The sequence below is a fragment of the Falsirhodobacter deserti genome (assembly GCF_004015795.1).
Lineage (GTDB): Bacteria > Pseudomonadota > Alphaproteobacteria > Rhodobacterales > Rhodobacteraceae > Falsirhodobacter > Falsirhodobacter deserti.
The window spans coordinates 774,287-788,668 of sequence record NZ_ML137218.1 but is presented as its reverse complement, the minus strand read 5'-3'; the positions used below and the strand labels follow the sequence as shown (position 1 = coordinate 788,668).

Annotated in this window: 12 protein-coding genes and 1 tRNA gene; 9 read left to right on the top strand and 4 right to left on the bottom strand. The window is 64.9% G+C overall.

Annotation, left to right across the window (positions count from 1 at the left end; all coding sequences use genetic code 11):
• Positions 1 to 89: 89 nt before the first annotated feature.
• Positions 90 to 1,022 carry a heme o synthase gene (gene cyoE / locus JX25_RS03970; protein WP_128253790.1) on the bottom strand — a complete coding sequence of 311 codons (933 nt, stop codon included), beginning with the start codon at positions 1,020 to 1,022 and terminating at the stop codon, positions 90 to 92.
• Between the two features lie 140 nt (positions 1,023 to 1,162).
• Here cyoE and tldD point away from each other — a divergent pair, with 140 nt between their 5' ends.
• Entirely contained in the window at positions 1,163 to 2,584 is a 1,422-nt protein-coding gene (tldD, locus tag JX25_RS03965) for a metalloprotease TldD (RefSeq protein ID WP_128253789.1), read from the top strand.
• A gap of 34 nt (positions 2,585 to 2,618) precedes the next feature.
• On the opposite strand, the gene JX25_RS03960 is transcribed toward tldD, so the two are convergent.
• Complete coding sequence (locus JX25_RS03960; protein ID WP_128253788.1) at positions 2,619 to 4,373, bottom strand: AMP-binding protein; 1,755 nt, start codon at positions 4,371 to 4,373, stop codon at positions 2,619 to 2,621.
• Between the two features lie 18 nt (positions 4,374 to 4,391).
• A complete protein-coding gene (locus JX25_RS03955) occupies positions 4,392 to 6,164 on the bottom strand; it encodes an ABC transporter transmembrane domain-containing protein (RefSeq protein ID WP_128253787.1) in 1,773 nt (590 codons plus the stop codon).
• Positions 6,165 to 6,317: 153 nt separating this feature from the next.
• Between JX25_RS03955 and JX25_RS03950 the strand changes: the two genes are divergently transcribed.
• The 8 genes from JX25_RS03950 to JX25_RS03915 all read left to right on the top strand — a co-directional run bounded on the left by JX25_RS03950 (position 6,318) and on the right by JX25_RS03915 (position 12,796).
• A complete protein-coding gene (locus tag JX25_RS03950) occupies positions 6,318 to 7,085 on the top strand; it encodes an alpha/beta fold hydrolase (RefSeq protein ID WP_128253786.1) in 768 nt (255 codons plus the stop codon).
• 30 nt (positions 7,086 to 7,115) lie between these two features.
• Entirely contained in the window at positions 7,116 to 7,274 is a 159-nt protein-coding gene (locus JX25_RS03945; RefSeq protein WP_128253785.1) for a YqaE/Pmp3 family membrane protein, read from the top strand.
• A 38-nt stretch (positions 7,275 to 7,312) separates the two neighbouring features.
• Complete coding sequence (locus JX25_RS03940; RefSeq protein WP_128253784.1) at positions 7,313 to 7,771, top strand: GNAT family N-acetyltransferase; 459 nt, start codon at positions 7,313 to 7,315, stop codon at positions 7,769 to 7,771.
• Between the two features lie 42 nt (positions 7,772 to 7,813).
• A tRNA-Arg gene (locus JX25_RS03935) sits at positions 7,814 to 7,890 on the top strand.
• 173 nt (positions 7,891 to 8,063) lie between these two features.
• Positions 8,064 to 10,178: an esterase-like activity of phytase family protein gene (locus JX25_RS03930; RefSeq protein WP_128255167.1), complete on the top strand. Its 2,115-nt coding sequence runs from the start codon at positions 8,064 to 8,066 to the stop codon at positions 10,176 to 10,178.
• Between the two features lie 156 nt (positions 10,179 to 10,334).
• Positions 10,335 to 10,964 (top strand): glutathione S-transferase family protein, encoded by a 630-nt coding sequence (locus JX25_RS03925; RefSeq protein ID WP_128253783.1) that lies wholly within the window; start codon positions 10,335 to 10,337, stop codon positions 10,962 to 10,964.
• Positions 10,965 to 11,072: 108 nt separating this feature from the next.
• On the top strand, positions 11,073 to 11,699 hold the full coding sequence (locus tag JX25_RS03920) for a DedA family protein (RefSeq protein ID WP_128253782.1): 627 nt from the start codon (positions 11,073 to 11,075) through the stop codon (positions 11,697 to 11,699).
• A gap of 128 nt (positions 11,700 to 11,827) precedes the next feature.
• Positions 11,828 to 12,796, top strand: a complete 969-nt coding sequence (locus JX25_RS03915) for an alpha/beta hydrolase (protein ID WP_206611515.1) — start codon at positions 11,828 to 11,830, stop codon at positions 12,794 to 12,796.
• A gap of 59 nt (positions 12,797 to 12,855) precedes the next feature.
• Here the strand turns inward: JX25_RS03915 and JX25_RS03910 are convergent, their stop codons facing one another.
• Entirely contained in the window at positions 12,856 to 14,364 is a 1,509-nt protein-coding gene (locus JX25_RS03910) for an inorganic phosphate transporter (protein ID WP_128253781.1), read from the bottom strand.
• Positions 14,365 to 14,382 lie beyond the last annotated feature (18 nt).

Sequence of the window (14,382 nt, the reverse complement as noted above, 5' to 3'; positions counted from 1 at the left end):
GCAAGATCAGCCAAGCTTTGCCAGCGTTATCGCAAAGACAAGGGCCGCGAAACCGGCCAGCACCAGCGCCAGGGCGACGTTGCGCGACATCACCACCCCCCAAGGCCCCAGGGCTTCAGCGCCGCCTGGGCAAGGAAGGCCCCGAAATGTACCGCGAGGTAGAGGAGCGAGAAGGCAAAGACCTTCTTTTCCACCTGGTAGTCATCTGCGGTGGCCACATCCTCGTCGCGCCGCCAGATGCGCCATGCGCCCCACATGAAGATCGCGTTCGCGACAACCGCCACCGTCAGATAGACCGGCCCGCCGATGGAGGTGAAGCCAGCCGCCAGCGCCACCGGCGTCAGCAGCAGCGTATAAACAAGGATATGCGCCCGTGTGGACTTGCGCCCATGCGTCACCGTCAGCATCGGCACACCCGCATCGCGGTAATCTGACTTCATGAACAGCGCCAGCGCCCAGAAGTGCGGCGGGGTCCACATGAAAACCAGCGCGAACATCAGCACGCTTTCCACCGACACGCCGCCCGTGGCCACGGCCCAGCCGATCATGGGCGGGAAGGCCCCCGCCGCGCCGCCGATCACGATGTTCTGCGGTGTCGTCCGCTTCAGCCACATCGAATAGATGACGACATAGAAGAAGATGGTGAAGGCCAGAAACGCCCCGGCAAACCAGTTCGCCGTCAGCCCCAGCATCACGACGGACACGACCGAAAGCACCAGCCCGAACCAAAGCGCATCCTGCGGCGCCACGCGCCCGCCCGGAATCGGGCGGTTCTTCGTGCGCTTCATGATCGCGTCGATATCGGCATCCCACCACATGTTCAGCGCGCCCGAAGCGCCGCCGCCCAGTGCGATGAACAGGATGGAGGCGAAGCCGACCACCGGGTTGACGCTGGCAGGCGCCACCAGAAGGCCGACAAAGGCCGTGAAGACGACAAGCGTCATCACGCGCGGCTTCAGCAGCGCGAAGTAGTCCGCGAACCCGGCCTGTCCCGTGGCTTCGAAACTGCGACTGTCGCTCATGATGCTCCTCCGAGGATGCGGGGTGGCTTCTGGCGTGGATCGGCCGGCCCATCAATGGGACATAACGCCCAAGGCCCGTGTTGTGCCGCCCCTGCATGGCACCATATACGTCACACCAGCCCGAACGACCAGAGGACGCCATGACCGACAGCCCATTCCGCCCCTTCGACACCCTTCTGGACGAGGCGCAGGCGCTGTCCATCCTGCGCGATGCCGTTGCGGGTGCCGATGATGGCGAACTGTTCCTGGAACGCCGCCGGTCCGAGGCGCTGGTGCTGGATGACGGACGCATCCGGAATGCAAGCTATGACGCTGCCGAAGGGTTCGGGCTGCGCGCGGTGCGCGGAGAGGTGGCCGGCTATGCCCATTCCACCCGCATCAACGAAAAGTCGCTTCGGCGCGCGTCGGAAACGGCGCGGCTGGCGGTGGGCGATGGGGGCGGTGTCATGGCCCCGCCCCCGCCCGGCACCAACCGCCATCTTTACGCCGCGATCGATCCCATCGCCGATGCCGCCTTCGCCGTGAAGATCGACATGCTGCGCGAGATCGACGCCTTCGCCCGCAGCCTTGATCCTTCGGTGGTGCAGGTTTCCGCGGCCCTGTCCGCCAGCGTGCAGGAGGTGGAGATCCTGCGCCCCGAAGGCCTGCGCCTGACGGATATGCGCCCGATGGCGCGGCTGAACATCTCTGTCATCGTGGAACGCGGGGGGCAGCGCGAATCCGGCAACATGGGCGGTGGCGGGCGCCACGGGCTTGCGCAGCTCATGGATCCGGCACATTGGAAGCCCGTGGTGCAGGAAGCCGTGCGGATCGCCAGGCTGAACCTTGATGCCGTTCCCGCCCCCGCCGGCGTTCTGGACGTGGTGCTTGGTGCAGGCTGGCCCGGCATCCTGCTGCACGAAGCGGTCGGCCACGGGCTGGAGGGTGATTTCAACCGCAAGAAGACCTCTGCTTTCGCGGGGCTGCTGGGCCAGCGCGTTGCCGCACCGGGCGTGACGGTGCTGGATGACGGCACCCTGCCCGACCGCCGCGGATCGCTGACCATCGACGACGAGGGGACGCCAAGCGCCCGCAACGTGCTGATCGAGGATGGCATCCTGACCGGCTACATGCAGGACCGCCAGAACGCCCGCCTGATGGGTGTTGCGCCCACCGGCAACGGGCGGCGCGAAAGCTATGCCCATATCCCGATGCCGCGCATGACCAACACCTACATGCTGGGCGGGGATGCGGATCCCAAGGCGATCCTCGCCGATCTAAAGGATGGCATCTATGCCGTTGGCTTTGGTGGCGGGCAGGTGGACATCACGAACGGCAAGTTCGTCTTTTCCTGCACCGAGGCTTATCGCGTCCGGAATGGTCAGGTGCAGGAACCGGTCAAGGGTGCAACCCTGATCGGCGATGGCGCCACCGCCCTGCAACAGATCCGCGCCATCGGCAACGACATGGCGCTGGACCCCGGCATCGGCAATTGCGGCAAGGCGGGCCAATGGGTTCCCGTGGGCGTCGGCCAGCCGACGCTGATGATCGGCGGGCTGACCATCGGCGGCTCCGCCACCTGAGGCTCGCGGCAGCAGCGGCGGGCGAGTGTCCCCTTCACGGGGACGCGGAGCTTGCCGCTTCCCACTCCACCGCGAACGCGCCCAACGCCGAAACATCACCCTCGATCTTGGCGACAAGGCCGCGGTCGCGGTCCTCGACCACATCGATCACGCGCCCCCGCCCCGCCAGCGCCTCGTTCAGCACACGGGTGATCGCGCGGCGGCGAAGCTCCGGCTTGAAAACCTTGCCGATGGCCGTTTTGGGCATCTCCGCCACCACCTCCACATGGCGGGGCACGGCGGCACGCTCGTTGATGCGCGCGCGGGCGAAATCGCGCAACTCCTCGGCCGAGGCTGCGGCGCCTTCCACCAGTTCCACATAGGCGCAGGGCACCTCGCCCGCATGGGCGTCGGGCTGGCCGATCGCCCCCACCATGGCCACTGCGGGATGGGCCATCAGCGCTTCCTCGATCTCGGCCGGGTCGATGTTGTGGCCGCCCCGGATGATCAGGTCCTTCGCGCGGCCGGTGATGAAGATATACCCTTCATCGTCGATCCGCCCCAGATCGCCCGTTGCAAGCCAGCCATCCGTGCCCGGGCTGCGGACCATGATCTGCCCGCCTTCGATCCGAACCTCGGCATAGGGCATGGCAAGCCCGACCGACCCGACCTTCTTCACCCCGTCGGGCGGGTTCGCCGCGATCAGGCAGGTTGCTTCCGTCAGGCCATAGCCCTCGATCACCTCCACCCCCGCCGCCTTGCGAAAGCGCGTGAACAACTCGCGCGGCAGCGGAGCCGAGCCGGAGAAGACCACCCGCAGGCTGGACAGGTCCGCGTTCACTGGCCGCTGCATCAGAACCGAAAGCGCCGTCGGCACTGCAACCAGATAAGTCGCGCGATACCGCTCGATCAGGCGCCAAAGGTTGTCGAACATCCCCTCGCCCCGATACCCGGCAGGCGTCGGCAGCACCAGATGCGCCCCCGTCATCAGCGCCGACATCATGACCGGATAGGCGGCGAAAACGTGGAACAGCGGCAGCGGGCACAGGATCACGTCATCGGCGGTGAACAAAAGTCGGTGACCTACCCACCCGTTGTAAAGCATCGCGCGCACGCGGTGCAGCGCCAGCTTCGGCATCCCCGTCGTGCCACCCGTGTGAAAGCAGGCCGCAACGCGATCTTCGGGCGGATCGTCGAAGGCAAGGGCCTCCGGCTGGCGCTGGACCAGCGCGAAATCCATGATGCGGGCGCGATGGCGCACCTTGTGGCGGGGCCGCAGCAGCGGAACGAGCCATGATTTCGGCGGCGCCAGCCAGTGCTGAAGGTCCACCTCCAGCACGGTGCGCACATCGGGGGCATGCACCAGCGCCTCGGCCACCCGGGCGGCGATGTCGGTGGAAGGAAAGGCCTTCAGCGTGATCACCACCTTTGCGCCCGTTTCGCGCAGAAGGCTGGCGATCTGGCCCGGCGCCAGCAGCGGGTTGATGGGCGTGGCCACCCCCGCGATCATCGCGCCCAGCATCGCGGCCACGGTTTCGGGCGCATTGGGCAGGATCAAGGCCACCCTGTCCGTGGGGCCAACGCCAAGATCCCGCAGCAGGTTGGCGGCCTGAACGGCGTGGCGGTGCAGCTCACGCCAGCTCCACGTGACGGATCTTGACCGGGGGCCGGACAGAAGCTGGAACGACAGCGCCGGCGCGTCGGAAATCCGCGCGCCCAGCGCGCGGTGGATCGTCGGCGGCACGTCGCGGTCGCGCCACGGCATCTCGGCCTCTATGGCCTCACGATCGGCGCGGGTGGCAAAGGGCATCCGGCCCTCCCTGCAAACTCACTGATCGGTGAATTGCAGCTTTGCAAGCCGCGCGTAAAGCCCTCCATCGGCGATCAGGCTGTCATGCGTCCCTTCGGCCACGATGCGCCCGTGGTCCAGCACCACGATCCGGTCAGCCTTCTTCACCGTGGCCAGACGATGCGCGATCACGATCACTGTGCGCCCCTTCGCCAGCCGCTCCATCGCCTGCTGGACTGCCGCCTCCGACTCCGCATCAAGGGCCGAGGTCGCCTCGTCCAGCAGCAGGATTCTGGCGTCGCGCAGGATGGCGCGGGCGATGGCGATGCGCTGCTTCTGCCCGCCCGAAAGCATCACGCCGCGTTCGCCCACCTGCGTGTCATACCCATCGGGCAGCGCGGCCAGGAAATCATGCGCGGCGGCGGCGCGGGCGGCGGCCTCCACCTCGGCATCCGTGGCATCGGGGCGGCCGAAGCGGATGTTGTCGCGCGCGCTGGCGGCGAAGATCACCGGATCCTGCGGCACAAGCGCCACCTCGCGCCGGAAATCGTCGCGCGCCATCGTGGGCAGTTCCACGCCGTCGATGCTGACCACGCCGCCCTGCGGGTCGTAAAAGCGCAGCAGCAGTTGCAGCACCGTCGTCTTGCCCGCGCCCGAGGGGCCGACAAGTGCCACCGTTTCCCCCGGCGCCACCCGCAGGGTGATCCCGTCCAGTGCCGACTGGCCGGGCCGCTGGGGATAGTGGAAGCGGACGTTGTCGAACACGATCTCTCCGCGCACGGGGCGCGGCATGGGCATGGGCACGGGCGGGTCCTGAACGCTGTCCTCGGCGTTCAGCAGTTCCACCAGCCGTTCGGTGGCGCCCGCGGCGCGCTGCAACTCGCCCCATATCTCGGACAGGGCGCCGACCGAACCGGCAACCAGCACCGAATAGATCACGAACTGCACCAGTTCGCCCGTGGTCATGCCATCGGCCCGCACATCGCGCGCGCCCACCCAAAGCACGCCAACGACGCCCGAGAACACAAGGAAGATGACGATCATCGTCATCACCGCCCGCGTGGCGATCCGGCGGCGGGCCGATGCGAAGGCCTGTTCTGTCAGGCCCGCGAAATGCGCGCGCACAGCCTCGCCCTGCGTGAAGGCCTGCACGGTGGCGGTGGCGCCCAGCATCTCCGCGGCGTTGCCCGAAGAGCGGGCGATCAGGTCCTGGTTCTCGCGGCTGTGGGTGCGCAGGCGGCGGCCCATCACGACGATCGGCACGACAACCAGCGGCACCAGAAGCAGCACCATCCCCGTCAGCTTGGCCGAGGTGAACAGCATCAGCACCAGCCCGCCCGTCATCATCAGCAGGTTGCGCAGCGCGATGGATACCGACGATCCGATAACCGACAGGATCAGCGTCGTGTCGGTTGTCAGCCGCGAGATCACCTCACCCGTGACGATGTTCTCGAAGAACGCAGGGCTCATCCCCGTGACGCGGTCGAACAGGGCGCGGCGGATGTCGGCGATCACCCGTTCGCCCAGCCGCGTGACAAGATAATACCGCGCGCCCGTTCCCACGGCCAGAAGTGCCGCGATACCAAGGAAGGCAAGGAAGTAGTCGTCCAGCAACTGTTCGGTGCTGGTGCCGAAGCCATCGACCACGCGGCGCGTGGCGATGGGCAGCGACAGGCTGGCCCCCGCCGTGACGGTCAGGGCCGCCAGCGTGCCCGTCACCATCAGGCGATACGGCTTCAGGAACGGGACCAGCGCGCGCAGGGCACCGACCTTGCGCGAGGATGCCCGATCCGTATCGGTGCGTCTTGCCATATCCCGTTCCCTTCTTTGCCGAGGGCGGTTTAGGCCCATCCCCTTCATCCGGCAAGGCGCATCGCGCGGAGGTGAACCGCCCCTTCCCCCCGCCTTGCCTTCATGGCACCAAGGCGCGATGACCGAAGCCACGACCATGACAAGGGGATCCTGATGCCGGTGCTGCCGCTGTCCGACAGGCTGATCCACTACACCTCGGAAGGGGACGGGCCGCCCGTGGTGCTGGCCCATCCGCTGGGGTTTTCACAAGCCATATGGGATCAGGTCGCACCCCGCCTGCCGCGCCATTGCCGCATCCTGCGCTATGACCTTCGCGGGCATGGCGCGTCGGGCGGCGGCGCGGCCGGCATGGGCGCGCTGGTGCGCGATGCAGAAGCGCTGATGGATGCGCTGCATCTGCGCGATGCGGTGTTCGTGGGTTCGGGGCTTGGCGGCATGGTGGCCCAGGGGCTGGCTGTGAAGCGGCTGGATCTGGTGCGGGGGCTGGTTCTGGCCAACACCGCGGCGAAGATCCCCGCCACTTCGGCATGGCGGGCGGTGCAAACCTCGGCCACCGAAATGGCCCCGCTGGTCGAGCCGGTCATCGCCCGCAGCTTCGCCCTGTCCGCCCGCTGTTCACCCGCGGCGGATCGGGCGCGGGCGATGCTGGCGGCCTGCGATCCGGCTGGCTACGCCGCAGGGGCCGCGGCGCTTGAAGGGACGGACTTCTATACCACCACCGCAACGCTGACCCTGCCGACGCTGGTGCTTGCCGGTTCGGCCGATGCGATAACCCCGCCCGATCTGGTGGCGGAAACGGCAGCGCTGATCGCCGGTGCCGATTTCCGCCTGATGCGCGGATCGGGCCACCTGCCGGCATTGGACGCACCCCACGAGATGGCTGACGCGATCTGCGCCTTTCTGGCCCGTATCGGACATTGACGGGGCGGCCGGCGGACCTACCTTTCAGCGATGGACATTTTACGCATCATCATCGCAATCCTTCTTCCTCCGCTGGGCGTTTTCCTGCAGGTGGGTTTGCGCGGGGCATTCTGGCTGAACATCCTGCTGACGCTTCTTGGCTATATCCCCGGCATCGTGCACGCTGTCTGGATCATCGCACGTCGCTAGTGCTTGCCTGAAGCGCAGGGTCGATGCAGGATCACAAAATGTTGACAATTTTGCCCGAATCCCCGCTTCAAGATGACCTTACCCTTCTGATGCAGCGCCATCATCAGGCGATGCATGCGGACTCTCCGCCAGAATCGATCCACATGCTGGGGGCAGAGGCTTTGGCCGGTCCCGGCATCCGCTTCTTCGTCATGCGCGAAGATGGCCGTGCCATCGGCATGGGCGCGTTCAAGGCACTGGATGCCAGCCATGCCGAGATCAAGTCCATGCATGTTCTGGCCGAAGAACGCGGCCGTGGCCTTGCCCGCACCCTGCTGGACCACCTGATGGCAGAAGCAAGGATGGCCGGGTTCCTGCGTCTCAGTCTTGAAACGGGCGCGCAGGCCAGCTTCCTTGCTGCCCGCACGCTTTACGCGCGCGCAGGCTTTCAGGACTGCGCCCCCTTCCCGCCGTACCGCGAAGATCCCAACAGCGCGTTCATGACGCTCGCGCTCTAAATCCTTGCGTGCGCCGCGCGGCTGTCGCAAAAGGGCGCATGTGGCCCCGTAGCTCAACTGGATAGAGCAAGGACCTTCTAAGTCCTGGGTTGTGGGTTCAAGTCCTACCGGGGTCGCCACTCCCGATCATCTGCACCCGCCTGCGTGACGCACACAAAACCGTCGCCACGCTGTCATCTTTCTGTTTCCTTGTCGCGTCACTGGTGCGGCTGACAATCGCATTGGGGACAGAAACGTGCAGAAATTCGCGCTACTGACTTCGGCCCTTGCACTGGCGACCGCCAGCCCGCTGATGGCCGAAACGACGTTCAACCGCATCGCCTCCTTCGCCACGCCCGCCAACATGGCCGAGGGCGAGGACCGTTCGCGAGAAACCTCGGCCGAGATCATCTCGGTTTCCGAGGATGGCAACACGGTCGTCTATTCCGACAGCCCGCTGGGCGTTCTGGGCTTTGTCGACATCACCGATGCCGCGAACCCCAAGCCGCTGGGCAACGTGGAGATGGACGGAGAGCCGACAACGGCCGTCATCATCGGAAACCGCGTCTTCGTGGGCGTCGACACTTCGGCCAGCTTCACCGACCCTTCGGGCCAGCTTCGCGTGCTGGATCTTGAAACCAAAGAAGTTCTGGAATCCTGCGATCTGGGCGGCCAGCCGGATTCGGTCGCCAAGGCCAAGGACGGCTCTTTCCTTGCCATTGCCATCGAAAACCAGCGCGACGAGGATCTGAACGACGGCGCCCTGCCCCAGATGCCCGCCGGTTTCGTGGTGAAGCTGCCCGTCACGGATGGCGAGCTTGATTGCGACGGCATGCAGAAGATCGACATGACCGGCCTTGCCGAAATTGGCGGGGAAGATCCCGAACCGGAATTCGTTTCCATCAATGATGCGGGCGAAATCGTCGTCACGATGCAGGAAAACAACCACATCGCGGTGATCGGCACCGATGGCGAGGTGGTTTCGCATTTCAGCGCGGGCACGGTCACGCTGGAAAACATCGACACCAAGGACAATGGCGAGCTGTCGTTCACCGACACGGCGAAAGACGTTCCCCGCGAACCCGATGGCGTGAAGTGGATCGACAACGACCATTTCGCCACCGCGAACGAGGGCGATTACCAAGGCGGCTCGCGCGGCTGGTCGATCTTCCACCGCGACGGCACGGTGGTTTACGACTCCGGCGCATCCTTCGAACATGCCGTGATCGAGATCGGTCACTACCCCGAGAAACGCTCTGACGCCAAAGGCGTGGAGCCGGAGTCGATCGAGGCTGCGACCTTCAACGGCACGCCCTATGTCTTCGTCGTCTCGGAGCGGGCGTCGGTCATCGGCGTTTATGACGTGACGGATCTGGCAAATCCGAAACTGACGCAGATGCTGCCCTCGGGCATCAGCCCCGAAGGCCTGGTTGCCATCCCGTCGCGCAACCTGCTGGTTTCCGCGAACGAGGCCGACCTTGGCGAAGATGGCGCTGCACGCGCGCATGTGATGGTGTTCGAAGGCGGTGCGGATGCGCCGTCCTATCCGATGCTGACATCGGCCGGCGCGGATGAACTGATCGGCTGGGGCGCCCTTTCGGGTCTGGTCGCGGGGAACGAGGCAGGCCAGCTTTACGCCGTTTCGGACAGCGTTTACGGCAACCAACCGGCGATCTTCACGATCGACACCACGCAAACGCCCGCGCGCATCACCCATAAGACGGTGGTGACGCGCAATGGCCACCCGGCCCAGAAACTGGACCTTGAAGGCATCACGACCGATGGCGAAGGCGGCTTCTGGCTTGCCTCCGAAGGGCGCACCGACCGGCTGATCCCGCACGCAATCTATCACGTGAATGCAAAGGGCGAGATCAAGGAAGAGATCGGCCTTCCCGCCGAACTGGTGGCGCATGAAAAGCGCTTCGGCTTCGAAGGCATCGCGATGCAGGACAACCGCCTGTGGCTTGCCGTTCAGCGCGAATGGGGTGACGATCCCGAAGGACAGGTGAAGCTGCTTTCCTATGACCTTGATGCCAAGGAATGGGGCGCCGTTGCCTATCCGCTGGAAGAAAAGGGCGAAGGCTGGATGGGCCTGTCGGAGCTGACGATCAACGGCGACTGGGCCTATGTGATCGAGCGTGACAACCTGATCGGTGAAGCCGCGAAGGTGAAGAAGCTTTACCGCTTCCCCGTTTCGGAGCTGGAGCCGGTCGCACTGGGAGAGGACCTTCCCGTTGTTTCCAAGGAAGAGGTTCGCGACCTGATCCCCGATCTTCGGGCCCTGAACGGTTACATCGTGGACAAGGTCGAAGGCTTTGCCATCAATGCCGCCGGTGAAGGCTGGGTCGTCACCGACAATGACGGCGTCGATGACAGCTCGGGCGAAACGCTGTTCTGGTCGGTCGGCCAGATGGGCGAAAGCAACTAAGACCGAAAGGCCCGGCATCGCGCCGGGCCTTTTACTTTGCCCCCGATCCGGCCTTGGCAGTTCGGCAGTGGCACCGATAGGAAAGCGCCTTACACTTCAGGAACGTGGCAGCCCGCAGGACCGCCGCAGATTACCGATCTGGAGGAGGCCGAGCCGATGACCGCACAACTTTACTGCTTTGGCGAAAGCGGAAACGCCTATAAGGCGGCGCTGACCATGACCCTTGCCTCCTATCCGTGGGAACCGGTCTGGGTGGATTTCTTCACCGGTGGCACGAAAACCGAAGCGTTTCGCGCGATCAACGGCATGGGCGAGGTGCCGGTTTTTGTGGAGGGGGATCTGACCCTGACCCAGTCCTGCCTGATCCAGCTTCACATCGCAGAGCGGACGGGACAGTTCCATGGCCGGACCGATGCAGACCGCCGCGAGGTGATGCGCTGGCTTTTCTGGGATGTCAGCAAGGGGTCGGGCCAGTTCGGGCCGCTGCGCTTCATGATGAATTTCCTTCCCGAAGCGAAGCGTTCGGCCGAGACGATCTCGTGGCTTTCGGGCCGGGCGGCTGCGTCGCTGGATGTGCTTGAAGCCCATCTTTCGCGCCATGAATGGCTTGCCGGCGACGGCCCGACCATCGCCGACTTCTCGTGCTGCGGGTATCTGTTTTATCCCGAACCGTTCACCTTCATGCGCGACCAGCGCCCCGCCACGTCGGCATGGCTTGACCGGATTGCGGGCCTTCCCGGATGGCGACATCCCTATGAGCTGATGCCACGCGGGCCTGCCGGTTAGGCCGGTTTTCTTGTCATGCCTGCCACCGCCCTACATCTGTGCGATCAGCTTGCTGGCACGATCACCTGACCGGCTTGCGGCACACGCATCAAGTGATTGGCGGGGATCATGTTCGACTTCATAACGGGTTTCCTTCAAGCGACCGGCATTTGGGGCGTCGCGATCATGATGTTCATGGAAAACGTGTTCCCTCCCATCCCATCGGAACTGATCATGCCGCTGGCAGGGTTCAATGTTGCCAACGGATCCGGCAGCCTTTGGGCCACCATCGCCGCAGGAACGGTGGGATCGCTGCTGGGGCTGTCGATCTGGTACTGGGTCGCGCTGAAGTTCGGCCTTCCGCGGCTCAAACGGCTTGCAGATCGGACGGGCCGGTTCTCCATGATGGACTCGACCGATATCGACAAGGCCAATGGCTGGTTCGAACGCCATGGCGGCGCCGCCGTCCTGTTCGGCCGGCTGCTTCCCACGATCCGCACCGTCATCTCCATTCCGGCAGGTCTGGCATTCATGCCGTTCTGGAAGTTCCTGATCTTCTCTGCCATTGGAACGTTCATCTGGACAGCGTTACTGACGCTGACCGGCTATATCCTTGAATCGCAGTACGATAGGGTTCAGCAATGGCTCAACCCCATCTCCACCACGGTCGTTCTGGCGATCATCGGCTTCTATCTTTGGGGGGTGATTACCTACCCGTCTCGGGTGCGCAACCGTTCGGAAAATTCGCAGGATTGACGCGTCTGACGCTTGCCCGCCCTTTGCGTTGACGGATCGCGGCACATGTCGGAAGCTGCTGCTGCGGGCCTGCCGGGCCCTGCGGGAGGCGGGTGTCCGGCGGCCATCATAAGATGGGGGGAGACATCTTGAACAGCATTCTGAAATCGGGCGGTGCCGCATTGATCGCACTTGCCCTTGCAGGAGGAGTCGCGATGGCAGACACGCTGGAACATGAGCAGCGGATCAACCTTTGGCCAACGCAGCGCGCAGGCACCTTGCCGAATGCGGAGCCGACCATCGTGGAGCGGAGCGAGAGCCTGTTCCGCGCCGATCGGGCCCTGACGGATATCGCCAACCCCTCCCTGACGGTGTTCCTTCCGGACAAACCGAACGGAACCTCCATCATCGTTGCGCCGGGCGGATCATACCGCCGTGTGGTTCTGGACAAGGAAGGGATCGAGATTGCGCAGGCGCTGGCCGAAAAGGGCTATACCTCGTTCCTTCTTGCCTATCGCCTGCCCGCAGAGGGGCACGAGGACGGGGCCGATGCGCCACTGGCCGATGGTCAGCGGGCGGTCCGCCTTGTGCGTCAGGGCGCGAAGGACTGGGGGCTGGATCCCGCCCGCGTCGGCTTTCTGGGCTTTTCGGCGGCGGGACACCTTGGTGCAACCCTGATCGCGCAGCATGATCGGGTACTTTACGATCCCGTGGACGGCGCGGACGATCTTCCCGCACGGCCGGATTTCGGCGCGCTGATCTATCCCGTTGTCACGATGCTGGACGGGCCAGTCCACGAAGGGTCCCGCACTGCCCTGCTGGGGGAGGCACCGACAGAAGCCGACAAGAAAGCCTATTCGCCCGAGCTGCACGTGACAGGAAGCGCGCCCGAAACCTTCATCGCTTTCGCGGATGATGACCCTTCCGTTTCGCCGCAAAATGCCATCCGTTTCTATTCCGCCCTGCATGATGCGGGCGTGAAAGCCGAGCTGCATATCTTCCGCGATGGCGGTCATGGCTTCGGGATCCGCCAAGCGGGCGAGCTTCCCGTTGCCCGTTGGCCCGACCTGCTGGAAGATTGGCTGGTGCGGATCGGCATGGGTCCGGCGCCCAGCTGACCGCGGTGTGCAACAGGGCCCGCGCATGGGTGCGGGCCCGCCCGCACCCATGCGAAGGGTCAATCGACCGGAAACGCCTGAAGCTTGTTCAGGATCATGAACAGGCCGCCCGATACCAGCGCCGTGGCGGGAACAGTGATGATCCAGGCCGCGATGATGGTCATGAAGTGCGAACGGCGCACCAGCTTGCGGCGCTGCCGTTCCTCATACGCCATGTCGGGCAGTTCGATCGTGTCGGCCATTTGCCGCATGCGGCGCGCTTCCACCGCCTCGCGGAAGAAACCGACACCGAAGACGCCGCCGATCGCGATATGGGTGGAGCTTACGGGCAGGCCAAGCCAGCTTGCCGCAATAACCGTCACCGCCGCCGAAAGCGCCACGCAATAGGCCCTCATCGCGTTCAGCTTGGTGATCTGGTCCCCGACCATGCGAATAAGCCGCGGGCCGAACAGCATCAAACCGACCGAGATGCCAAGCGCCCCGATCACCATCACCCACAGGGGGATCGCAACCGCACCACCGGCACCTGCACCGTCATGGCCCAGCGAGGACACGATGGCCGCAAGCGGACCGATGGCGTTCGACACATCATTCGCCCCGTGTGCAAAGCTCATCAATGCGGCAGACAGGACAAGGGGAACCTGGAAAAGAACCTTCAGGGACTTGTTGCGATTTTCCAGCCCCTTCGACTGGTGCCGGATGTAGGGTTTGGCGCCCGCCCAGGCCAGCACCGCGCAGGCCAGGCCCAGCAGCATCGCCTGCCCCAGTGAAACCGCGAAGACATGCTTCAGCCCCTTCATCGCAAGGTATGTGCCAAAGGCCCATGCCATCACCGCGATCAGGACCGGCACCCACCTGCGGGCCGCTGCGATCTTGTCGGGACGATCGATCACCAGCCTGTGCACGACCCACAGCGCACCCGCCGCCATCGCCCCCCCAAGAACAGGCGAGAAGACCCAGCTGATTGCAATGAGGACGATGCCCGGCCAGTCCACCGCGCCGAAGCCGGCCGCAGCGATGCCAGCGCCGGCAACGCCGCCCACGATCGCGTGCGTTGTCGAAACCGGCGCGCCCAGCCATGTCGCAAGGTTCAGCCAAAGCGCCGATGACAGCAGCGCAGCCATCATCGCGATCACGAACACCGAACCGTCCGCCAGGCTTTCGCGGGCCACGATGCCGCTGGCGATGGTGTCCACGACATCGCCGCCCGCGATCAGCGCGCCCGCAGTTTCGCAAATCGCCGCAACGATCAGCGCGCCCGTCATCGTCAGCGCGTTCGCACCGACTGCAGGTCCCATGTTGTTGGCCACATCGTTCGCGCCGATGTTCAGCGCCAGATAGGCGGCGAAGGCCGAGGCGACGACGACGATCAGCTGGCCCGATTGGTTGCTTTCGACCAGCGCGGCCCAAAGCGCGGCAAGGGCCACGAACACCATTGCCATCCCCACCGCCACAAGCGGCTGCGATACATAAGCTGTGGCGTATTCAACCCGCGAGATACGATTGAGGTCGCGGTCAAGAACGTGCCAACCCGGCTCGCGCTGCGGCGGGTCGTTTAGATTAGTCATTGTGTCAGTCCAGAAAGT

Excerpts from the sequence above, each read along its gene's own strand:
- cyoE (WP_128253790.1), bottom strand. The coding sequence starts at position 1,022 with ATGAGCGACAGTCGCAGTTTCGAAGCCACGGGACAGGCCGGGTTCGCG.
- tldD (WP_128253789.1), top strand. The coding sequence starts at position 1,163 with ATGACCGACAGCCCATTCCGCCCCTTCGACACCCTTCTGGACGAGGCG.
- JX25_RS03960 (WP_128253788.1), bottom strand. The coding sequence starts at position 4,373 with ATGCCCTTTGCCACCCGCGCCGATCGTGAGGCCATAGAGGCCGAGATG.
- JX25_RS03955 (WP_128253787.1), bottom strand. The coding sequence starts at position 6,164 with ATGGCAAGACGCACCGATACGGATCGGGCATCCTCGCGCAAGGTCGGT.
- JX25_RS03950 (WP_128253786.1), top strand. The coding sequence starts at position 6,318 with ATGCCGGTGCTGCCGCTGTCCGACAGGCTGATCCACTACACCTCGGAA.
- JX25_RS03945 (WP_128253785.1), top strand. The coding sequence starts at position 7,116 with ATGGACATTTTACGCATCATCATCGCAATCCTTCTTCCTCCGCTGGGC.
- JX25_RS03940 (WP_128253784.1), top strand. The coding sequence starts at position 7,313 with ATGTTGACAATTTTGCCCGAATCCCCGCTTCAAGATGACCTTACCCTT.
- JX25_RS03930 (WP_128255167.1), top strand. The coding sequence starts at position 8,064 with ATGGCCGAAACGACGTTCAACCGCATCGCCTCCTTCGCCACGCCCGCC.
- JX25_RS03925 (WP_128253783.1), top strand. The coding sequence starts at position 10,335 with ATGACCGCACAACTTTACTGCTTTGGCGAAAGCGGAAACGCCTATAAG.
- JX25_RS03920 (WP_128253782.1), top strand. The coding sequence starts at position 11,073 with ATGTTCGACTTCATAACGGGTTTCCTTCAAGCGACCGGCATTTGGGGC.
- JX25_RS03910 (WP_128253781.1), bottom strand. The coding sequence starts at position 14,364 with ATGACTAATCTAAACGACCCGCCGCAGCGCGAGCCGGGTTGGCACGTT.